We start from the raw sequence: 20,665 nt of genomic DNA, 5'->3' as shown, positions 1-20,665 counted from the left end.
GGGGGGGGGGCCGGTGCCCGGGGACGCCGCCATCGGGGCCGCCGGGGTGGGGGAGCCACTCCTGAAGTCCGGGGGAGTCGTCGGCGGGGCCCTGCGCATCCCCGGCTTGCGCGAGATGGCCCTCGAAGCCCGAATACGCAGCAGCGTACTGGCCCTTGCGGAACATCGCGTCCACGCTCGAGACGTCGAGGTTCGGGTGGAAGGAAGCCCCCGGAGTGCCCGCGACGCAGTGCGGCGGCCACGATTCCACGAAGTCGGGCGCCTCCGAGAAGTGTGGCCCCGGATCGATGTGCCAGTCCTGGGTCGTCACAATCGCCCCGTACTCATGCCCGTGCCGGGCGACGTAGTCGGTGAGCCGCGCAGCCACGGCCGCTCCGCCGTCGACCGCGAGGGAGCCGCCCTCACAGAAGTCGTTCTGCACGTCGACGATGATGAGCGCTCGCTTCATGGATCTCTTCTCGGTGTTCATTTCCTGCCTTCGTCCTCAGTCTTCGAGGTACAGCGTCGGAATGACGGGCTCGCCGCGGTGCATGCGCCGCGCAGAGGCGGGCAGCTCTGCCAGCGAGGCCTCGTGCCGCGCCCGCGCGCGATCGACCCCTTCCGCGCCAGTCCAGCCGGGCTGCAGTTCGCCTTTGACGATGAAGTGTTCGAGGAGGGGTCGGTCGTTGCTGTCCCCGGTTGGCGGGTGGCCGACGCCGATAACCTCGGTGGTTGCCGTGCCGCTCTCGTCGAGGCGCCGCAGGGCGTACTTGCGTCCTCCCACCGATTGCTTGTTCTTGGCCGCCTTGGCGACGGAGACGAACTCGCCGTCGTCGTCGGTCCGGCTCACGAGCTTGTAGACCATCGACGCCGTCGGCGCCCCTGAACCCGTCACGAGCGCCGTCCCCACTCCGTAGGAGTCGACAGGCGCCGCGGCGAGCGCCGCAATCGCATACTCGTCGAGGTCGGACGTCACGACGATCCGCGTGTTGACGTTCCCCAGCTCGTCGAGGAGCCGGCGCACCGCGTGGGCCTGGCCGATGAGGTCACCGGAGTCGAGGCGGACGGCCCCCAGGCGCTCGCCCGCGATCTCGACGGCTGTCCGCACGGCGGTCTCGACGTCGTACGTGTCGACGAGCAGTGTGGTGTCCGCTCCCATCGAGGCGATCTGCGCCTCGAAGGCCGCGCGCTCGGTGTCGTGGAGCAGGGTGAACGAGTGCGCCGCGGTCCCGACGGTCCGGATTCCGTACCGGAGCCCAGCCTCGAGATTCGAGGTGCTCGAGAAGCCCGCGACGACGGCGGCGCGCGCGGCGGCGACGGCCGACTCCTCGTGCGTCCGGCGGGATCCCATCTCGATGCAGGGGCGCCCGTTGGCCGCAACCGTCATGCGGGACGCTGCCGAGGCGATCGCCGAGTCGTGGTTGAGGACCGAGAGGAGGTAGGTCTCGAGGATGCAGGCCTCGGCGAACGTGGACTCGACGATGAGGATGGGCGAGTTCGGGAAGTACGCCTCTCCCTCGGCGTAGCCCCATACGTCGCCTGAGAAGCGATAGTCGGCGAGGTAGTCGAGCGTTTCGCGGTTCACGACGTGCGTGCGCTCAAGGAACGCGAGTTCGTCCTCCGCGAAGCGGAACCCGGCGATGCCCTCAAGGAGCCTCCCGGTCCCTGCCACTACGCCGTACCGGCGTCCGTCCGGGAGCCGGCGGGCGAAGACCTCGAACACGGCGCTGCGGTGCGCGGCGCCCGAGTGCAGCGAGGCTTGGAGCATGGTGAGCTCGTAGTGGTCGGTGAACAGCGACGTGCGGGGCGGCTCCTGGGCGGAGTATTCCTTGGCGCTCGAAGGGGTCACGCCTTCACTCTAACCGCGGGCGTGGGAGTGGGCTGCCGCGGAGGGGCGTGCGGGCCTGCCTAGAATGGAAGCCATGAGCCTGAGCGTCGCCACGGAACCAAGTCCTGGCCTCCGAGAAGAGACGACGGCGGGAACGGACACCGCGCACATCGTGCCCTGGAACCTTGTCGTCTGGAACGACCCGGTGAACCTCATGAGCTACGTGAGCTATGTGTTCCAGACCTATTTCGGCTACACCGAGGCGAAGGCGGACGCACTCATGATGCAGGTCCACACGGAGGGACGCTCGATCGTCTCGCACGGCTCGAAGGAGACCGTTGAGCGGCAGGCGGTAGCGATGCACAACTACGGGCTCTGGGCCACGGTCGAGAGGGCTGGCGAGGATGGCTGAGCCCTTCACCTACGGGCGGAAGGGCATCAGCGCCCGCTTCGAGGACGCCGAGCGTGAGCTCCTCCGGGGACTGTTCCGCGATGTGGTCGCGCTCCTCGAGCCGGATGAACGCCCCGACGAGGATCCGCTCGCCGCGCTGATCGGGATCAGCCCGGATGCCTCCGAGCCGGAGGACCCCGCCGTCAAGCGCCTTCTCCCGAACATCTCGAAGGACGACGCCGACGCCTCGCTCGAGTTCCGGCGCCTCACCGAGCGCTCGCTCCGGGAGACGAAGGCGGGTGCCCTCCGTGCCGCAGCGCTGGGGCTCGAGTCGCGCGACGTCGTGCTCGACGCGACCGCGGCCGCCCACTGGGCGACGGCGCTCACGGACGTGCGCCTCGTCCTCGCCGAACGGCTCGGCGTCCACACGGAAGAGGACGCAGAGCGCATCCACGCGGTCGCCGACTGGTCCGATGTGGGGGATGACGACGTCGACGCCTACCTCGCACTCGTCTACAACTTCGTGACCTGGCTCCAGACGACGCTCATCGACGCGATGATGGCGGCCCACCGCGCCCAGGCCGGGCGGGCGGCCCGCGGCGGCGGCGCGCCCGGCGCGGGAAGGGGCTAGGTGTATGACCAGAAGGGCTGACAGCGGGGAGGACGCCATGCTCGAACGCTCGGAAAGGCCAATCGGGATCTTCGACTCGGGCGTCGGGGGCCTCACGGTCGCCCGGGCCGTCATCGACCAGCTGCCGAATGAGTCCGTCCTCTATGTGGGGGATACGGCGCACGGTCCCTATGGGCCGCTCCCGATCGCGGAAGTCCGCGCCAACGCGCTCGGAGTGATGGACGAGCTCGTCGATTCAGGCGTCAAGCTCCTGACGATCGCGTGCAACTCGGCCTCCGCGGCGGTGCTCCGGGATGCCAGAGAGCGCTACACCGCGCGGTACGGCATCCCCGTCATCGAAGTCATCCAGCCAGCGGTGCGCCGCGCCGTCGTCGCGACGCGCAACGGCCGGGTCGGTGTCATCGGCACGAGCGCGACCGTAGGATCCCGGGCCTATGAGGACACTTTCGCCGCAGCGCCCGACCTCAGCATCTCCTCGGCGGCCTGCCCCGACTTCGTCCCGTACGTCGAGGCCGGCGTGACGACCGGCCCCGAGCTCCTCGAGGCGGCGGAGGGGTATCTCGCGCCGCTCCGCGAGGCCGGGGTGGACACCCTCGTGCTCGGCTGCACGCACTATCCGCTTCTCACCGGCGTCATCAGCTACGTCATGGGCGACGGAGTGACGCTCGTCTCGAGCGCCGAGGAGACCGCGAAGGACGTCTACCGTGCACTCGTGAGCCACGGCCTCGAACGGCGCTCCTCGGAGCCACCCACCCACACGTTCCTCGCTACGGGCGATGCCGCCCAGTTCGAGATCCTCGCCCGCCGCTTCCTCGGGCCCGAGGTGCAGCGGGTCGAGCACGCGGACCACGTCGCGGCCCACTACCCGACCGGCAGCCTCGCTCGCATCACGCCAGAGATGATCGAGGCGGCGCGCGAAGACGCCGGGGCCGGCAGCATGGGGCGCGTCTCGTATTTCGTTGAGCCGTCCGGGGCCGCAGACCCGGCCGCGGATAGGATGCACCCGTGAAGCTCACTATCGTCGGGTGCAGCGGCTCGTTCCCGGGCCCGAGTTCGCCGGCGAGCTGCTACCTCCTGACGGCGAACGACGGCGAGCGCGACTGGCGCGTCCTCCTCGATCTGGGCTCGGGCGCCCTCGGCACGCTCCAGCGCTACATGGACCTCGAGGACATCGACGGCGTTCTGCTCAGCCACCTCCACCCCGACCACTGCATGGATCTGACGGGCCTCCAGGTGGCGATCCACTGGGACCCCAAGGGCTGGACCGCGGGGCGCGTTCCCGTGTGGGGGCCGGAGGCAACGGCACGGCGCATCTCGATTGCGCTCGACATGGAACCCGCCGCGGATCTCCACGAGGACTTCGAGTTCCACGCCTGGACCGTGGGCGAGACCGTTGAGCTGGGCCCGTTCCGCTTCGGCGTGCATGCAGCACGGCATCCGATCGCCGAGGCCTACGCGATGCGGATCGAGGCCGCGGAGCCGCGGCGGGACGGCACGATCGAGCGGCGTGTCCTCGCGTACTCGGGGGACACGGACTCGTGCCCGGGCTTGCTCGACGCCGCGCGCGACGCCGATATGTTCCTCTGCGAGGCCGCGTACCACGAGGGAAGGGACGATGCGATCGACGGCGTCCACCTCACCGGGCTTCGGGCGGGCCAAGCCGCGTCCGACGCCGGAGCGAAGCGCCTGCTGCTGACTCACCTTCCCGTGTGGAACGACGCGAACCGCACCGTCGCGGAGGCGCAGCGCGCCTACTCCGGTCCGATCTCAGTCGCTGTCGCGGGCGTCCACTACATCGTCTGAGCCGTCGGAGCCGGGCGCCTTCGTGCTTTCGGGTTCTTCGTCGGCGCCCTTGCCGTCGTGCCCGTCGGCCACGGCTTCGCCCGCGGGGTGCCGGTGGAGGGATCCGGTCTCCGGCGTCTCTCCGGCCGCGGCGCGGCGCCTCGCGCGCAGCATGACGAGGGTGAACCCGATGGCGCCGCCGAGGAAGGTCAGGCCCGCGACCCACGTGTTGACCCGCAGCCCGAGGATCAGGTTCGCGTAGTCCGAGCGCATGAGCTCGATGACGAAGCGGCCGGCGGTGTACACCATGACGTAGAGCGAGAACTCCGCCCCGCGGGGCAGGCGGAACCGGCGGGACGCGGCGATGATCGCGAAGCCCCCGAGCGTGCACCACAGGGCCTCGTAGAGGAACGTGGGCTGGAAGTAGCCGATGACGATGGGACTGCCGTCGGGGCCGAGCGCCGCGCCGCCGGTCGAGGGGTCCATCTGGTGGATCTGCAGGCCCCACGGGGCGCTGGTCGGGTCACCGTAGAGCTCGTTGTTGAACCAGTTTCCCAGGCGCCCGAGGGCCTGGGCGAACAGGAGGCCGGGGGCGAGCGCGTCCGCGAACCCGGGCAGGCTGGCCTTGGCGCGCCGGCAGCCGATCCACGCGCCGAGGCCGCCGAGGGCGACGGCGCCCCAGATCCCGAGGCCGCCGTCCCAGATGGCGAACGCGTTCCACGGGTTCTTTCCGGGCAGGAAGTAGAGCTCGGGGTCCGTGATGACGTGGTAGATGCGTCCGCCGATGATGCCGAAGGGGATGGCCCACAGCGAGATGTCGAGAACCTCGCCCGGCCTGCCTCCGCGCTGCACCCAGCGGCGGCTCGTGAGCCAGAGCGCTACGCCGATGCCCGCGAGGATGCACAACGCGTAGAAGTGGATCGAGAGCGGGCCGATCTTGATCGCGTTGACCGTCGGCGACGGAATGTAGGCGGGGAGCACGTTCTTCAGTCTAAAGGTCGGAAGGGACGGTGAGGCCCCATGGCATCCCGACTCATGGCATCCCGAGCGGCAGGGGACGGCTCCGAGCCTGAAACGCGGCGTCGAGGTCGGAAGGGCCCGTGCACGACGGCGGCTAAGCTGGTGCCATGACCCCGAGCACTCCCATGAGTCCCGCTGTGCGCGCTGACGGCCGCACGTCCGACGAGCTGCGTCCCATCAGCATCACGCGAGGATGGTCGAAGCAGGCCGAGGGCTCTGCGCTCATCGAATTCGGGAACACGCGGGTGCTGTGCACCGCCTCCTTCACTGAGGGCGTCCCGCGGTGGCTCAAGGGCGAGGGCCGCGGATGGGTCACGGCTGAGTACGCGATGCTGCCGCGCGCGACCAACACGCGTTCGGACCGGGAGTCGGTCAAGGGCCGGATCGGCGGACGGACCCACGAGATCTCGCGGCTCATCGGACGCTCGCTGCGCTCGATCATCGACCTGAAGGCGCTGGGCGAGAACACGATCGTGCTGGACTGCGACGTCCTGCAGGCCGATGGCGGCACTCGCACGGCGGCGATCACCGGAGCGTTCGTGGCCCTCGCGGAGGCCGTCCGCTGGGCGAAGGACAAGGGCCTCGTCGAGGCGGGCGCGGAGCCGCTCACGGATACCGTCTCGGCGGTCTCCGTCGGCATCATCGACGGCGTGCCGATGCTCGACCTCCCCTACGTCGAGGACGTGCGCGCGGAGACCGACATGAACGTCGTCGTGACCGGCTCGGGCAAGTTCGTCGAGGTCCAGGGCACCGCCGAGGGCGCGCCCTTCGACCGGGACGAGCTCAACAGCCTCCTGGACCTTGCCCTCATCGGCACCGCGCAGCTCGCGGACATCCAGCGCGAGACGCTCGCCGAGGCGCTCAGGACGGCCCCGTGACCGGGGGCGCGCCCCGCCTCGTCCTCGCGACCCACAATCAGGGCAAGCTGCGCGAGCTCCGCGACCTGCTCCGAGGGCAGGTGCAAGGACTCGACGTCGATACTCAGGTCGTGGACGCCGCGGCCGTCGGCGGCCCCGACGTCGTCGAGGACGGGGTCTCGTTCGCCGAGAACTCGCTGCTCAAGGCGCGGGCCGTCTCGGCGGCCACCGGCCTCGTGGCGATCGCGGACGATTCAGGCCTCGCCGTCGACGTCCTCGGCGGCGCGCCCGGGATCTTCTCGGCGCGGTGGGCCGGCCGCCACGGCGACGATCGGGCGAATCTTGAACTCCTCCTCGCGCAGCTCTCCGATGTCCGCGACGAACATCGCGGTGCGGCCTTCGTGTGTGCCGCGGCCCTTGTGGCCCCGGCCGGGGACGGCGGTGACCCGTATGAGCACGTCGAATACGGGGAGCTCAAGGGAACCCTCTTGCGCGAGCCGCGCGGGGAGGGCGGATTCGGCTATGACCCGATCCTGCTCCCCGAGGGGCTTGATCGGAGCTGCGCCGAACTGAGCCGTGAGGAGAAGAACGCCATCAGCCATCGCGGGCAGGCGTTCCGGGCGCTCCTTCCCGAGATCCTCCGGGCGCTGGCCTAGACCTCTCCGCGGGCGATCTCTCCGAGGGCACGCGGTCGGTGACGGGCTCGCGCTCGCGGGCTCCTACATAGCGGCGTCGTCCTGACAGGGCGCCGAAGACGGCGGCGAAGCAGCCGACGCCGGCAAAGAGCACGGCGACGGCGGTGAACGACCCCGTGACCGCCCGCAGTTGCGCGACGAGGAGCGTCCCCGTCGATCCGAGGCCATAGCCGAAGCCCTGCATCATTCCGGAGAGGCGCGCGGCCGTCCCGGCGTCGTGCGTCCGCAGCATCGCCATCGTGAGGGCCAGCGCCGTGAGGCTCCCCTGACCGAGCCCGAGCATCGCAGCCCACACCCAGATGCCACCGAGCGGGCCCACGATGCAGAGCGCGAAGCCGCTGCCGGTGAGGAGGGCGGCGACGCCGTTGACGATGCTCTGCCGCCTGAGTCGCGCCGCCAGGGCTGGCGCCACGAGGGAGCCCGCCATCTGCAGGATGATCGAGAACGACGTGAGCAGGCCGGCGGTTGCGCCGTCGACGCCGCGCTCGCGGAGGATGGGGGCCAGCCAGGCGAAGACGCTGAACGACATCATCGCCTGGGCGACCATGAAGAGCGTCACGTGCCAGGCGACGGGATCTCGGGCAAGGCGCGGGCCTCGGCCGCTCGCCGTATGCAGGGGCTCCCGGCCGTTCCATGCGAGCGGCGCGAAGACGAGGGCGACGACGGCGGCGGGCACCGCCCAGGCGCCGAGGGCCAGCTGCCAGGAGCCGGTTGCCTGGAGCAGCGGGTAGGTGAAGCCCGCCGCGAGCGCCGCCGAGGCGACGATCGCCGTCGTATAGAGCCCGCTCATGAGCCCGAGCAGGTGAGGGAAGTCCCTCTTCACGAGTCCCGGGAGCAGGACGTTCCCCAACGCGATCGCAAACCCGCATGCCGCCGTGCCGACGAGGAGGGAGGGCAGCGCGCCCCAGCCCGGAAACGTCGTCGGACGCACGAGGAGTCCCAGCGTCAGCACGCCCATCGCTGCGAGGAGGACGCGTTCCGCGCCGAAGCGGCGTGCCAGCGGGGGAGCGAGCGGGGCGAAGATGCCGAGGCAGGCCACGGGGGCAGTCGTGAGGGCGGTGACTGCCCACGCGGGAACCGCCGCGGCGCGCTGCACGTCGGCCAAGATGGCCGAGAAGCTCGAGAAGACGGTCCGGAGGTTGAGGCCCACGAGGATCAGGCACGCTCCGAGGGCCGTGAGCCTCTGCCTCCGGGACACTCAGCGCCCCTCGGGACGCTCCGCCTCGGTGTCCTCCACGACTGGCAGTCCGAGGGAGGAGCCGCGCCGCTTCGCCGCCCGCGCCTTCGCGAACTCGACGAAGATCGGGACGAGGGAGACCAGCACGATGATGAGGAAGATCAGGTCGATGTTCTTGCCGACCCATGCGTAGTGCCCGAGCCATCCGCCGAGCAGGGTGACGCCCGCGGCCCAGGGGATGGCTCCGAGCACGTTGTAGAGGAAGAACTTCCGCCGCTCCATGCCGGCGACGCCGACGATGACCGGGACGAACGTGCGGATGATCGGCACGAATCGGGCGAGGATGAGCGACTGGCCGCCGTGGCGCTCGAAGAATTCGTGTGCCTTGCGCACGTTCTCCTGTTTGAAGAACCGGGAGTCAGGGCGGCTGAAGAGGGCAGGGCCGATCTTCTGGCCGATGAGGAACCCGGCCTGGTTGCCGACGATGGCCGCGATCACCACGAACAGCGCGAGGAGCCAGATGTTGAACTGGATAGCGCCGGTCGCGACGAGGAGCCCCGCCGTGAACAGCATCGAGTCGCCGGGAAGGAAGAACCCGATCAGGAGGCCGGTCTCGGCGAAGACGATGACGCACACGACGAGCACGATCCACGGCCCGAGGGGCGAGTCGCGGAGGAAGACGTCGGGGTTGAGCCAATCGGGAAGGAGGGAGGCCCTCGGCTGGACGGCCGCAGGAACGGCGGCAGCGAGCTGGGTCAGCGCGGCAGGGATCACCCCTCCAGCCTACCGGAGCGCCCGTGGCGGTCCCGGGAGAGAGCCGGTCGCGTGGCTAGACTCGCGACCGTGGCTCTGGACTTCACCGCGATCGACTTCGAGACCGCCAACGGATTTCGGGGCTCCCCGTGCGCCGTCGGCCTGGTCAAGGTGAGGGGAGGGCGGCTGGTCGAGACGGCCACATGGCTCATGCGCCCCCCGCAGGGACACGACGCCTTCGATCCCCGGAACGTGGCCATCCACGGCATCCGGTCCGACGATGTCGCGCGGCAGCCGCGCTTCGGCGAGCTGTTCGCTGAGATCGGCGGGTTCATCGGTGAGGACGTGCTGGTCGCCCACAACGCCGCCTTCGACCTCGGCGTCATCCGCTCCGCGCTCGAGGTGTCGGGGCTTCCGGGCCCCGCCTACGACTATGCCTGCACGGTGGTCCTGTCCCGGCGAACCTATGACCTGCCGTCCCACTCGCTTCCCTTTGTGGCCGAGGCCGCGGGCGTCCCGCTCGTCAACCACCACGACGCGAGCGAGGACGCGGCGGCATGCGCGGGAATCCTCGTCGACATCGCGCAGCGGCATGGAGCCACCGACGTCGCGCAGCTCTACGACGCGCTGCACCTGGCCCTGCCGCGGCATCCCGAGTTCGTCCCTGGGCGGGACGCCCTCTCCTCGGCGACCGCGAAGGCGCTCCGAGGCGCAGCCTCGCCTCGCCGCTGGACCGGCTGGCCCGAGGAAGGCGCGAACCCGTCAGCCAACGCGGGTGCGGATCCCGCCCACCCGCTCTTCGGCCACCGCATCGTGTTCACGGGCGTGCTCGGCATGTCCCGTGCCGAGGCGAAGTCCCGCGCGGCCGCGCGCGGAGCCCAGCCCGCGAGCTCCGTCACACGGGCGACGACGCTCCTTGTCGTGGGAGACGGCTTCGTGGCGTCGGATCTGCGGGCAGGCCGCGGGACGGGGCGCGTGACGTCGAAGGCCCGGAGGGCGCTCGAGCTGCGTTCCGCGGGATACCGGGTGGAGGTCCTGTCCGAGGGGGAGTTCCTCCAGATGCTGGGCGGTGAGTGGCCTGCGCGCAGCGCGTGACGTCGCACTACGCAACATTCCTTTTCGATGACGCGTCAGCTTCCTACGCTGGAACGGTGACGACTCCAACCGATGCAGCCCCCCGCAGCGCGCTCCGCCGTGCCTTCGAGTTCCCGAACCCCGTGAACGAGTACGCGGCGCGCAGCACGGCCGGGATCATCGTCGTCCTGAGCATCGCCGTGCTCGCCGTCGGACTCGCAACCGGTTGGGGCTGGCCGCTGTGGCTCATCGCCCTCGGCTTCTGGCTCCGCGTCGCCGGCGGCCCGCGCTATTCGCCGGCAGGCCGCCTCGCGGTCCACGTCATCGTCCCGCGGCTCGGCAAGCGCCGGCTCGTCGCAGGCCCCCCCAAGCGCTTCGCCCAGACGATCGGTGCCGTGCTCTCGACGGCGGCCGCCGTCCTGTGGACCGTTGGCCTCGCGCCCGCGGCGTGGGTCCTTCTAGGACTCCTGATCGTCGCGGCCTCGCTCGAATCCTTCGCGGGCTTCTGCTTGGGCTGCTGGATCTTCGGTCGTCTCCAGAACGCCGGAGTCATTCCAGAGGGCGTGTGCGAGGCCTGCAGCAACATCTCCCTCCGTCGGGGCTGAGCGCCCCCGGCGGGCTCTCAGGCAGGCGCTCCCGCTGCGTCCGCGAGCATCGTCGCCACGCGAGCGACCACCTGCGCCCCGTCGAGGCGCGCGGCCCAATCGGCAGGAACCCTCTCGGGCCCCCACACCGTCCCGAGCAGCGCCCCCGCGATCGCGGCTGCGTCGGCGCCGGCACCGCCCGCCGTCAGCGTGGACCGGCGGAACGCGTCCGGGCTTCCTTCCTGACCCGTAGCCAGCGCCGCCCGGACCGCGCCGGCCAGGGCGCGTGGCGCGGTCGCGGCGCCGTGCGGCACACCCCGGGTGGACGTCACCGTGAGCGCATCGACAATCGCCCTTTCCGGGCTCCGGAGACCGGCAACCACTGCTTTGGCGGCGCCGAGGGCGTCGCCGAGGTCCGCGCCCCCCAGGGCCGCGTGCACGGCACTTGCGACCGCGATCGACGCCTGGACGGCGTCGGGATGCCCGTGGGTGAGGGACGCGGCGTCGGCCGCCATCGTGAGGACGGCCGACGTCGGGGTCCCCGGGATGAGGCCGAGGGGTGCCGTCCGTGCGGCGGCGCCGGCGTCGTCGAACGTGAGGCCTAGCGGGCGCGCGGACGTTCCCATCTCCCCCGACGCGAGGGAGGCGACCCACGCCGGCCGGACGGGAAGAGGCCGGGCCACCGACGGTTCGGCGTCGATCCAGCGGTGCGGAGCGGGGGGCGCGGACGACGGAAGGACCAGGCCCTGGCCAGCGGCCCACCGCAGCGCGGCGAGCCATACGGTCGCTGCCTGGTCGGCATAGACGCCGTCGTTGGCCCATTCGAGCACTTCGACGAGGGCGTCCGCCGTGTACAGCGCAAGCTGGCCTGCGGGGCCGAGCCGGAGCACGCCGTCGTCCGGGCGATCCGGCGCTTCGCGCGCCCCCTCGATGGCCACCGCCTCCGCCGCCGCAAGGCCCAGGAGGCAGCCATGGATGCGGGCTCGGAGGCTCACGGTGCTCGTCACCCCAGCAATCTACCTCTCACTTTTCGCCACCCCGGACGGGGCCTGTCCCGAGGCCCACACCCCGGGCGTTGCGAAGGAAGGTAGCATGAGGGGCGGTCAAGCGCCCGGCCACGCCGGTGGTGGGCGCTGCGAGAAGACCTTGGCCCTCGGGCGGCACGCGGCCGTCCCCACCCGACGACTCGAAAGAGGAATCCCATGACCACCCCTGCGGTCACCACCGCCGAGGCCGTTCCTTCGGATACGAAGGAGTTCGGCATCGTCGCGAAGCTCGCGGCCGAGGCATTCGGCACGTTCCTTCTCGTCTTCGGCGGCCTCGGCGTTGCGCTCTTCAGCAATCCCTCCTCAGCTCCGCTGCCCGCTCCGCTCGCCATCGGCCTGAGCATCGGCGTCGGCATCGCGGCGTTCGGCCATATCTCCGGCGGCCACTTCAACCCGGCCGTGACGCTCGGGACCGCGGTGGCTGGACGCACGCCGTGGAAGCGGGTCCCGGGCTACATCGTGGCGCAGCTCGTCGGCGGCGCGGCCGGTGCCCTCATCCTGTGGATCGCCGTGCGGACGCTGCCGAACCTCTCGAACGTCCAGACCATCTTCACCCAGCTCTCGAACGGCGTCGATGACCTCTCGCCGAACAAGTTCCCCATGGCCGCCGGCCTGCTCGCCGAGGTCGTCGCCACGGCCGTGATCCTCGCGATCGTCCTCGCCGCAACATCGAAGCGGGCCGCGCGGGGCGTGGCCCCGTGGGCCATCGGCCTCGGCTTCGCGATCCTGATCCAGGCCATCGCGCCGATCACGAACGCCTCGCTCAACCCGGCCCGCTCGACCGCGACCGCGATCTTCGCCGAGCCGTCCGCCATCGGACAGCTCTGGATCTTCTGGGTCGCCCCGCTCCTCGGCGCCGCCATCACGGGACTCATCTTCCGCGGCTTCGGTTCGCCCGAGGACGTCATCGTCACCGGCGCTCCCGGTGCCCCGTCCTTCACGACCGTTGAGGGCGTCTCGACCCGTGGGGCCTCCGTCGAGGAAGTCGAGGAGGCCGGCCACCGGCACGACGAGGCTGAGCGCGATGACCGTACGTTCGACGAGGGCGATGACGAGGCAGCGGACGGCGCGATCGGCGAGGGAGCGCTGGGAGAAGGAGCGCCGGGAGAGGAAGTGCCCCCGGCCGCCGAGGCTCCGCGCTCCGATGAGGACGACGCGAAGAACTTCTTCGACCAGAACAAGTAAGCCTCTTTGATCCTGCTGCGCGGGTGGCACCGAGAATTGTCGGTGCCACCCGTTAGCCTCCCAGCATGAAGATCCTGCACACGTCCGACTGGCATCTCGGGCGCTCGTTCCACGGGCTCGGACTCCTCGCCGCCCAGAGCGAGTGGCTCGACGGGCTCGTGGATTTCGTCTCTCGCGAGAAGATCGACGCCGTGCTCGTCTCCGGGGACGTGTACGACCGGGCGCTTCCCGCGGTTGACGTGGTCGCCGTGCTCGACAGGGCGCTCGTCCGGCTCACCCAGGCAGGCGCTCAGGTGGTCCTGACGAGCGGGAACCATGATTCGGCGGTCCGCCTGGGCTTCGGCTCGCGGCTCCTCGAGCGTGCCGGCGTGCATGTCCGGACGAGGATCTCGGAGATCGACGTCCCTGTGCTCCTCTCGGGAGAGGACGGGACCGACGTCGCCATCTATGGGCTGCCGTACCTCGAGCCGCGCCTCGTCGCCGCCGAACTCCAGGCCGAAGGCGCGGGCCACGTCCCCGTCACGCGTGCCGCGCTCGGCCGCGTCCGCTCGGATCTCGAGAAGCGCCGCGCTTCGGGCGCCATCCATTCCATCGTCATGGCCCACACCTTTGCCTCGGGCGGCGTGCCCGCGGACAGCGAGCGGGCGCTCGCGGTCGGCGGCCTCGACGTCGTTCCGGCCGAGCTCTTCGATGGCTTCGACTACGCCGCACTCGGCCATCTGCATGGGCGCCAGCGCCTCACCGAGGGCGTGCGCTACTCGGGATCTCCGCTCGCCTACTCCTTCGGGGAGGCCAAGCAGTCGAAGGGTGCCTGGCTGCTCGACTTCTCGCCCTCGGGACTGGACTCGGTCACGGAGGTCGGCTGGCCGACGAGCCATCGGCTCGCCGTCCTGCGCGGAAAGCTCGAGGAACTCCTCGCAGATCCCGCGCTCGCGCACGCGGAGGCGGCCTGCTGCCAGATCACCCTCACCGATGCCGAGCGGCCGCAGCGGGCGATGGAAAGGCTCCGTGGCCGCTTCCCCCTCGCACTCTCGCTCCAGTTCGAGCCCGAGGGCGGGTCCGTGCGCGCCTCGACCACCTATAGCGGCCGGCTCGCTGCCGCGCGCGACGAGCTGGAGGTGTGCTGCGGGTTCTTCGAGCACGTGCGCGGCCGCGGCCCCGACGAGCCCGAACGCTCCGCTCTCACCGAGGCCCTCGAGTCGGTGCGCGTCGCGGAGGCCGGCGCGTGAGGCTGCACCGGCTCGAGCTCGCCGCTTTCGGCCCGTTCGCCACACGCCAGAACGTCGACTTCGACGCCCTTGCGGAGCATGGCCTCTTCCTCCTCAACGGGGCCACCGGGGCAGGGAAGACGAGCGTGCTCGACGCCGTGTGCTTTGCACTGTACGGCGGTCTGCCGGGGGCCCGGCAGGGGAGCAAGTCGCTCAAGAGCCATCACGCAGACGCCGCGGCAGAACCGTTCGTCGAGCTCGAGTTCAGCGCGCAGGGCCGCCGCTTCGAAGTGCGCCGCACACCTTCCTGGGACCGGCCGAGCGCGCGCTCGAAGAACGGCTTCACCGCGCAGCAGGCGAGCACCCAGCTGCGCGAGCTCGTCGACGGTGAATGGCTCGCGCTCTCGGCACGCAACGATGAGGCAGCCGCCCTGCTCCGCGAGGTGCTCGGAATGGACCGTGAGCAGTTCACACGCGTCGCGATGCTTCCGCAGGGCGAGTTCGCCGCGTTCCTGCGCGCAGACCCGAAGGACCGCGAGAAGCTTCTCGAAAGCCTCTTCGCGACCGGGGCCTACGCGGACGTCGAGGCCCAGCTCTCCCTCATGGCACAGGAGGCGGAGGCGAGCGCCGCGGAAGCCGAGAACGCTGCACGACTTCCCCTCCGCCAACTCGCAGCCGAGCTTGCTGCCCAGGACGAGTTCGGTGTCCACGACAAGGTCGGCGCCCACGACGAGCCCGGCGCCCACGACGAGCCCGGCGCCCACGACGAGCCCGGCGCCCACGACAAGGTCGGAGCCCACGAGTTCCCTGCCGCCGACGAGTTCCCTGCCGCCGACGAGTTCCCTGTGCCTGAAGCCGAGCTGGGCTTCTCCGAGGCCGAGGAATGGTTCCAGCGCGCCGACGCCCGGTTCGAAGGATTCGCCCAGCGCGCGCAGGCCGCGATCGCGCGTGCCCGCGACGAGGTGGCCGCAGCCCGCCTCGCCGAGGAGGAATGCCGGCGTGCCGCGGACGACGCCGCGGAGCTTGCCGCCGCGCGGGAGCGGAAGGCGCGTTGGGTGGCCCAGGCCGCGGATCATGCTGCAAGGCTTGGGCGGTTGGACCGTGCGCGAGCGGCCGCGGCACTGCGACCCGAGCTGGAGGAGGAACGCCGTTCGGCAGCCGCTTGCGCGGCTGCCGAACAGGAGCTGCGGGCCGCCCTCGGCGCGGCTGCCGCGGTCGGCTGGACAGGAGGGGACGACGGCGGGCTCTCGCCGACCGAGCTCCGGGCCGAAGCGGGAGACACGCGCGCACAGGCTGCCGTGCTCGCCGAGCGCATTCCGTTGGAGGACGAGCTCGAGCGGCTCGTCGTCGAGCATACTGAGGCGCGGTCCGCCACCCAACGGGGGCGGGAGGCACTCTCCCGCCTCGACGCGGAGCGGTCCGAGGCGGAGCGAGCGGAGGCCGACCTCGCAGCTGAGCGAGCGCGCATCCAGCCCCTCGCGGCGGCTCGGGCCGCCGACGAACGCGACGAGCAGGCGGCGCGCGCCGTCGTGGACGCCGTCCAGGAGCACGGGAATGCAACTGCGCGGCTCGAGGCCGCCGAGCAGCTCCTCCTCCGGCGCCGCGCCGAGGCCCTCGGGTTCCGCGAGCGGTGGCTCGATCTGCGCCAGGAACGCCTGGACCACACCGCCTTCGAGCTGGCAGCCCGCCTCGAGGATGGCGTGGAGTGCCCGGTCTGTGGTTCTCCCGACCACCCCAGCCCGGCCGTGGGGGACGAGGACCCCCTTCGGCTCGTCGACCGGGAGAAGGAAGCCGCAGCAGAGGCCGACGCTGCTGTGGAGCGTGAACGCCTGGCCTCAGTGGCCCTCTCCGACGCGAAGGCGGCGCTGTCCGCCGTCGTGGCGCGTGGGGGAGACGCGGATCCGGACAAGGCCATCCGGACACTCGACGAGGCCGCCGCACGGCTGAGGGATGCGCGCGCAGCCGAGGAGCGGCTGCGGATCGTCTCCGAGCGGCTTGCGGCCATCGAAGCCCGGCGGCGTGAGGCGGCGACCGAGCGCGAGGCTGCGGCAAGCTCCCTCGCGGTTTCCGAGGCGTCGCTCACCCGACTGGCCGCGGAGATCGGGCAGCGTCAGAACGACCTGCTCGAATGGCGTGAGGGCTGGCCCAGCCTCAGGGCGAGGCACCGTGCGCTGAACGCGCTTGTCCGCGCCCTCGACCCGCTGGCCGACGCGGCCACAGCGGCCGCCGCCGAACGCGCACACGCGAAGGAAGCGGCTGAGACCCTCGACGGCGCCCTCGCGAACAGCCCCTTCCACGATGCGGCGGCGGCTCGAGCCGCCCTGCTGACCGAGGGCGAGGCAAACGTCCTGCAGTCCGCCGTCGAGTCGCATATCGCCGAGGAACAGTCCATTGCCGGACTGCTTTCGTCCGCGGCTGCGACGCGCGCCCTGGCCGCTGAACAGTCCGCAGAGGCCGAGCCTCCACCCAGCCCTCGCGAGCGTCTCGAAGCGTGCCAGCGCGACTTGGCGCAGGCTGAGGCGAGGCTCGCTTCGGCCCACGCCGTCGAGCATTCGGCGGTCGCCGCGCGAGCACGCTGCGATCGCCTGCACGAGGAGTTCGCCCGGCTTCTCCCCGTCGTGCAGGCGAGCCGATCACGCGCGGACCTGCTCGGCGAGCTCCAGCGCACCGCCCGCGGCTCCGGCGAGAACAGGCTCCGGATGTCGCTGCACCGGTACGTTCTCGCGGCCCGGCTCGAGCAGGTGGCCCTCGCCGCCACCGAGCGGCTTGCCGTCATGAGCGACGGTCGCTTCAGCCTGGAGCACAGCGACGCCCTAGCCGCGCGGGGCGCCGCGTCCGGCCTCGGGCTCGACGTCTTCGACGCGTGGACGGGCCAGCGACGCGACCCGTCGACCCTGTCCGGGGGAGAGTCGTTCATGGCGTCGCTCGCACTCGCGCTCGGACTCGCGGATGTCGTCCAGCATGAGGCGGGCGGCGTCGACATCGAGACGCTGTTCGTCGACGAGGGGTTCGGCAGCCTTGACGAGCAGACGCTCGAGCAGGTCATGGAGGCGATCGAGGGGCTCCGGGACGGTGGACGAACGGTCGGGCTGGTCAGCCATGTCGCCGAGCTCAAGCAGCGCATTCCAGCGCAGATTCGGGTGACGAAGGGGCGTTCGGGTTCGAGCCTCGAGGTCGTCGCCGGCGGGAGCGCGTTCGTCCCCGCCGACTCCCTCGTAGCCGCCCAGCCGGTCTGACCCCTCGAGCCGCTACGATGGTGGGGCGTAGCCGGGTTGGGCGCGACGGGAGGCAGGGACGTCGCGCATGAGCTGAGGCGTACCCGTGTCAATCCGAGTCTCTGTCCTGGCGCGCTACAAGGTCCTTCCCGACCTTGCGGGCGCCGCCTTCCTCCCCTTGGGCCTCTTTGCGCGACTTCCCCTCGCGATGCTGACCGTCGGCACTCTCACCCTCGTGGCCGTCGAGTCCGGCTCGTACGCTCTCGCTGGCGTGGCCGCGGGTGCCGTCGGCCTCGGTTCGGCGGTCGGGGCGCCGATCCTCGGCGCGCTGGCAGACCGAGCGGGGCAGGCGCGCGTGCTCCTGGCCGCGGCGGCGCTCAATACCGTCGCCGTCGCCGCGACCGTCCTGGCTGCCCTCTCCCTGCGCGAGGCCGGCAGCGGTGCCCCGGCCGGCGTCGTCGCCCTGGCGTTGCTGTCGGGGCTGACGACGCCGCAGGTCGGCCCGTTCGCCCGCGCGCGGTGGATGGGACTCACCGAGGGGCGCACGCTACGCGCCCTCGAGCTTGACGCCGCCCTCTCGTACGAAGGCACCGCCGACGAGCTCACCTTCGTGCTCGGACCGGCGCTCGTGGGCCTGTTGGGCGCGGGAATCGCACCGTGGCTGCCGCTCTCGGCCGCAGCCTTTCTGACCGCGACCTGCGTGACGGCGTTCGCGCTGCACCCCACCGCCGCCGCGGTCCGCCCGGTCCCGCGCCGCGAACTCGCCACCCTGAGCTTCCGCGAGCGGGCCATCGTGCTGGTTCCGGTGGCGGCCATGATCTCGATGGGGACGTTCTTCGGCAGCATCCAAGCGGCCTTGACGGCGTTTGTCGGCGCGCACGGTTCTCCGGACCTGGGCGGCCTGCTGTACGCCGCGCTCGGCCTCACCTCGGCCATCGCCGCGTTGAGCGTCGCCGTCTGGCCGCCAGCGTTCGGTTCCGGCGCCCGCTGGGTCGTGTGCGCCAGCTGCGTGCTCGTCTTCAGCCTCGTCCTGTTCGCACCGGACGACCTTGCGTCGATGACGGCAGCGCTCCTGCTCGTCGGGATCCCGGTGGGCCCGATGATGGTGACCGTCTTCAGCATCGGCGGCCGGATCGCTCCACGGGGTCGAACGGGCACCGTCATGACCGCTCTCGCAAGCGGGATCGTCGCAGGCACCGCCCTCGGCTCAGCGGTCGGGGGACAGCTGGCCGCGGCAGGCGGGTCGCCCGCGGCGTTCGCCGTGCCCGTGGCTGCGGCCGCCGCGCTCCTCGTGCTCGGTGCCGTGGCCGGCGCCGTCGGCCGCCGCTGACGCCGGGCTCTCCTCGGTCACGGCCCTCAGCCGACCGTGGCGGCGATGCGCCGCGCGGACTCCTTGAGCGCTTGGCCGATCTGGTCGATCTCGATGTTCCCGCCGAGATGCACCACCGCGAGGGCGGACGGCCGCTGGCGCGGGGTGACGATGGCCGCGGCGATGGCGAAGACCCCTGGAATCACCTCGTCGTGGCTTACGGCGTACCCGCGTTCCCGGGCTTCATCGGCCTCCGGACGATAGGCGACGTCTGGCATCCGCCGCTCCCATTCCGCGCGGCCGACAGCGGACTGGATGGCGATGCCGGGAGCGCCCGACGAGACGCTGTGCCGCGTGCCCGGGCGCTGGGCGATCGTCGTGCCGTTGTGCCGCGGCTCCACGGTCGCGAGCGTCACGCAGTCGGCGTGGTCCCAGACGACGACGAAGGCCGTCATGCCGAGCTCCTCGGCGATGCGGCCGAGCTCTGGTGCCGCCGCGGACTGCAGATCGCGCGCTACCCCCCGCGCGAGGACGGCGAGACCAGCACCGGGCTGCAGGCGTCCGGAGTCGTCCCGCTCGATGAGGGAGTGATCCTCTAGCGTGCGGATGATGCGATAGGCGATCGAGCGGTGCACTCCCAGGGATTCGGCGACCTCCGCGATCGTGAGCGGCGAGCGCGCGTCGGAGAGAACCTCGAGCGCGCGGATCCCGCGAGCCAGGGTCTGGGAGTGGGCCGCTGTCTCCGTTGCCTGCGGCATGCTTGTCCTTTCGGGGGAGCGCGGTGAGGGCTCGGCGTCGTAGGGTCTTGTGTAGGGCTGCAGAGGGAACCTACAGTTGAAATGTTCGATATCAGGACGTCTTGTTCCATTATAGAATGTCGATCCGGTAATCGACAGAACCTCGGCAGAATATGACGGCCTGAGGAGGTGACGGCGATGATCGCCCAGTCCGGCGCTGTCCCCGAGCGGCCAAATGCTGTCCCCGAACGCCCAAATGCTGGCCCCGAGAGGGCGAGGCGGACCGTGAGTGCCCGCGCTCACCACTTCCGCGGCGGTCTGGGTCGCTTCGCAACCGGGGTCGCCATCGTGACTTTCGACGGCGTGACGAAGCGCCACGGCATCACCGTCAACTCCTTCACGTCCGTCTCGCTCGATCCTCCGCTTGTGCTCGTGAGCATCGCGCGCAACACGAGGGCGCACGACGAGCTAGCCGGACGGCCCTTCACAGTGAACATCCTCGGGGCCGAGCAGAAGGCCTTGGCCATGCACTTCGCAGGCACTCCAGGGATAGAGCCCCAGTGGGTCGAGGGAACGGTGGCCCCGCGCCTCAGCCGTGTCCTGGCCTACTTCGAGTGCAAGCCCTGGGCGGCGTACGACGGCGGCGACCACACGCTGTACCTGGGTGAGGTTGTCGACTTCAACTACCGCTCCGGAGACGCCCTCGCGTTCGCGAGCGGGCGCTTCACGACGATTCCCGAGAGCCAGCTCGGCGTGGAGGACCTCCTCTAGAACCCCAACCATCGACGACGGGAGAAGGGCCATGGGCATCCGCACCGGCCAGCAGTTCCTGGACAAGCTCAACTCGATGCGGCCGCATCTCGTGATCGACGGCGAGGTGGTCTCGGAGAACCTCACCCGGCACCCGGCCTTCGAAGGCCTCGCCCGGACCTACGCGAAGCTCTTCGACATGCAGCACGATCCCCTGTTCCGAGACCGGCTGACATACCCGTCGCCGACCACCGGAGAGCCCGTCAGCGCGTCGTTCCTCGTTCCGCGCTCGAGGGAGGACCTCGCGAAGCGGCGGGACGCGATGACCGTGTGGGCCGAGTACTCCCATGGCTTCCTCGGTCGCACCGGAGACTATATGAACTCGGCCCTCACAGCGCTCAGCGCCGCGAAGAAGTTCTTCTCCCAAGCGGACCCCGTCTTCGG

The 20,665-nt window shown here is 71.0% G+C and carries 21 protein-coding genes; 14 read left to right on the top strand and 7 right to left on the bottom strand.

What is annotated here, in order from left to right; translation table 11 throughout:
* Both V7053_RS11900 and V7053_RS11895 read right to left on the bottom strand, forming a co-directional pair.
* Positions 1 to 448, bottom strand: a 448-nt coding sequence (locus V7053_RS11900; RefSeq protein ID WP_334172488.1) for an isochorismatase family protein, incomplete at its 3' end; no start/stop codon positions are given.
* A 36-nt stretch (positions 449 to 484) separates the two neighbouring features.
* Positions 485 to 1,828 (bottom strand): nicotinate phosphoribosyltransferase, encoded by a 1,344-nt coding sequence (locus tag V7053_RS11895; RefSeq protein WP_334172487.1) that lies wholly within the window; start codon positions 1,826 to 1,828, stop codon positions 485 to 487.
* A 73-nt stretch (positions 1,829 to 1,901) separates the two neighbouring features.
* On the opposite strand from V7053_RS11895, the gene clpS reads away from it, so the two are divergent.
* From clpS to V7053_RS11875, 4 genes are read left to right on the top strand one after another with little or no spacing between them, the layout of a single operon-like run.
* Positions 1,902 to 2,219, top strand: coding sequence for an ATP-dependent Clp protease adapter ClpS (clpS, locus tag V7053_RS11890; RefSeq protein WP_334172486.1), 318 nt, complete (start codon positions 1,902 to 1,904; stop codon positions 2,217 to 2,219).
* Positions 2,212 to 2,829: a DUF2017 domain-containing protein gene (locus V7053_RS11885; RefSeq protein ID WP_334172485.1), complete on the top strand. Its 618-nt coding sequence runs from the start codon at positions 2,212 to 2,214 to the stop codon at positions 2,827 to 2,829. Before clpS ends, V7053_RS11885 begins: the two co-directional genes overlap by 8 nt.
* Before the next feature lie 4 nt (positions 2,830 to 2,833).
* Positions 2,834 to 3,838, top strand: coding sequence for a glutamate racemase (gene murI, locus V7053_RS11880; RefSeq protein ID WP_334172484.1), 1,005 nt, complete (start codon positions 2,834 to 2,836; stop codon positions 3,836 to 3,838).
* A complete protein-coding gene (locus V7053_RS11875) occupies positions 3,835 to 4,632 on the top strand; it encodes an MBL fold metallo-hydrolase (RefSeq protein ID WP_334172483.1) in 798 nt (265 codons plus the stop codon). The genes murI and V7053_RS11875 overlap by 4 nt, the downstream gene beginning before the upstream one ends.
* Here V7053_RS11875 and lgt read toward each other — a convergent pair.
* Positions 4,597 to 5,592: a prolipoprotein diacylglyceryl transferase gene (gene lgt / locus V7053_RS11870; protein WP_334172482.1), complete on the bottom strand. Its 996-nt coding sequence runs from the start codon at positions 5,590 to 5,592 to the stop codon at positions 4,597 to 4,599. The genes V7053_RS11875 and lgt overlap by 36 nt on opposite strands.
* A gap of 146 nt (positions 5,593 to 5,738) precedes the next feature.
* Here lgt and rph point away from each other — a divergent pair, with 146 nt between their 5' ends.
* Positions 5,739 to 6,509, top strand: coding sequence for a ribonuclease PH (gene rph, locus V7053_RS11865; RefSeq protein WP_334172481.1), 771 nt, complete (start codon positions 5,739 to 5,741; stop codon positions 6,507 to 6,509).
* Entirely contained in the window at positions 6,506 to 7,144 is a 639-nt protein-coding gene (gene rdgB, locus V7053_RS11860; protein ID WP_334172480.1) for an RdgB/HAM1 family non-canonical purine NTP pyrophosphatase, read from the top strand. The genes rph and rdgB overlap by 4 nt, the downstream gene beginning before the upstream one ends.
* Here the strand turns inward: rdgB and V7053_RS11855 are convergent.
* Positions 7,083 to 8,381 carry an MFS transporter gene (locus V7053_RS11855; protein WP_334172479.1) on the bottom strand — a complete coding sequence of 433 codons (1,299 nt, stop codon included), beginning with the start codon at positions 8,379 to 8,381 and terminating at the stop codon, positions 7,083 to 7,085. The genes rdgB and V7053_RS11855 overlap by 62 nt on opposite strands.
* Positions 8,382 to 9,134, bottom strand: coding sequence for a DedA family protein (locus V7053_RS11850; protein ID WP_334172478.1), 753 nt, complete (start codon positions 9,132 to 9,134; stop codon positions 8,382 to 8,384). It abuts the gene before it with no gap.
* 69 nt (positions 9,135 to 9,203) lie between these two features.
* Between V7053_RS11850 and V7053_RS11845 the strand changes: the two genes are divergently transcribed.
* Complete coding sequence (locus V7053_RS11845) at positions 9,204 to 10,208, top strand: exonuclease domain-containing protein (RefSeq protein WP_334172477.1); 1,005 nt, start codon at positions 9,204 to 9,206, stop codon at positions 10,206 to 10,208.
* Between the two features lie 56 nt (positions 10,209 to 10,264).
* Entirely contained in the window at positions 10,265 to 10,792 is a 528-nt protein-coding gene (locus tag V7053_RS11840; RefSeq protein WP_334172476.1) for a DUF4395 domain-containing protein, read from the top strand.
* A 17-nt stretch (positions 10,793 to 10,809) separates the two neighbouring features.
* Here V7053_RS11840 and V7053_RS11835 read toward each other — a convergent pair whose 3' ends face one another.
* Positions 10,810 to 11,778: an ADP-ribosylglycohydrolase family protein gene (locus tag V7053_RS11835; RefSeq protein ID WP_334172475.1), complete on the bottom strand. Its 969-nt coding sequence runs from the start codon at positions 11,776 to 11,778 to the stop codon at positions 10,810 to 10,812.
* Positions 11,779 to 11,973: 195 nt separating this feature from the next.
* Between V7053_RS11835 and V7053_RS11830 the strand changes: the two genes are divergently transcribed.
* The 4 genes from V7053_RS11830 (at position 11,974) to V7053_RS11815 (ending at position 18,755) form a co-directional block, all read left to right on the top strand.
* Positions 11,974 to 13,002, top strand: coding sequence for an MIP/aquaporin family protein (locus V7053_RS11830; protein ID WP_334172474.1), 1,029 nt, complete (start codon positions 11,974 to 11,976; stop codon positions 13,000 to 13,002).
* Positions 13,003 to 13,067: 65 nt separating this feature from the next.
* A complete protein-coding gene (locus tag V7053_RS11825; protein WP_334172473.1) occupies positions 13,068 to 14,231 on the top strand; it encodes an exonuclease SbcCD subunit D in 1,164 nt (387 codons plus the stop codon).
* The gene (locus V7053_RS11820; RefSeq protein WP_334172472.1) at positions 14,228 to 17,446 is read left to right on the top strand and encodes an SMC family ATPase; all 3,219 of its coding nucleotides are present in this window, start codon (positions 14,228 to 14,230) and stop codon (positions 17,444 to 17,446) included. Before V7053_RS11825 ends, V7053_RS11820 begins: the two co-directional genes overlap by 4 nt.
* An 85-nt stretch (positions 17,447 to 17,531) precedes the next feature.
* On the top strand, positions 17,532 to 18,755 hold the full coding sequence (locus V7053_RS11815) for an MFS transporter (protein WP_334172471.1): 1,224 nt from the start codon (positions 17,532 to 17,534) through the stop codon (positions 18,753 to 18,755).
* A gap of 26 nt (positions 18,756 to 18,781) precedes the next feature.
* On the opposite strand, the gene V7053_RS11810 is transcribed toward V7053_RS11815, so the two are convergent.
* Entirely contained in the window at positions 18,782 to 19,492 is a 711-nt protein-coding gene (locus V7053_RS11810; RefSeq protein ID WP_334172470.1) for an IclR family transcriptional regulator, read from the bottom strand.
* A gap of 264 nt (positions 19,493 to 19,756) precedes the next feature.
* Here V7053_RS11810 and V7053_RS11805 point away from each other — a divergent pair, with 264 nt between their 5' ends.
* Entirely contained in the window at positions 19,757 to 20,242 is a 486-nt protein-coding gene (locus tag V7053_RS11805) for a flavin reductase family protein (RefSeq protein WP_334172469.1), read from the top strand.
* A 31-nt stretch (positions 20,243 to 20,273) separates the two neighbouring features.
* On the top strand, positions 20,274 to 20,665 hold a 392-nt coding region (locus V7053_RS11800; RefSeq protein WP_334172468.1), incomplete at its 3' end, for a 4-hydroxyphenylacetate 3-hydroxylase N-terminal domain-containing protein.

This window comes from Sinomonas sp. (assembly GCF_036848755.1).
Classification (GTDB): Bacteria; Actinomycetota; Actinomycetes; order Actinomycetales; family Micrococcaceae; genus Sinomonas.
This window is presented reverse-complemented; position numbering and strand designations above follow the sequence as displayed.

Coding starts and splice junctions, on each gene's coding strand:
- clpS (WP_334172486.1), top strand. CDS start 1,902: ATGAGCCTGAGCGTCGCCACGGAACCAAGTCCTGGCCTCCGAGAAGAG.
- V7053_RS11885 (WP_334172485.1), top strand. CDS start 2,212: ATGGCTGAGCCCTTCACCTACGGGCGGAAGGGCATCAGCGCCCGCTTC.
- murI (WP_334172484.1), top strand. CDS start 2,834: ATGACCAGAAGGGCTGACAGCGGGGAGGACGCCATGCTCGAACGCTCG.
- rph (WP_334172481.1), top strand. CDS start 5,739: ATGACCCCGAGCACTCCCATGAGTCCCGCTGTGCGCGCTGACGGCCGC.
- V7053_RS11830 (WP_334172474.1), top strand. CDS start 11,974: ATGACCACCCCTGCGGTCACCACCGCCGAGGCCGTTCCTTCGGATACG.
- V7053_RS11825 (WP_334172473.1), top strand. CDS start 13,068: ATGAAGATCCTGCACACGTCCGACTGGCATCTCGGGCGCTCGTTCCAC.
- V7053_RS11810 (WP_334172470.1), bottom strand. CDS start 19,492: ATGCCGCAGGCAACGGAGACAGCGGCCCACTCCCAGACCCTGGCTCGC.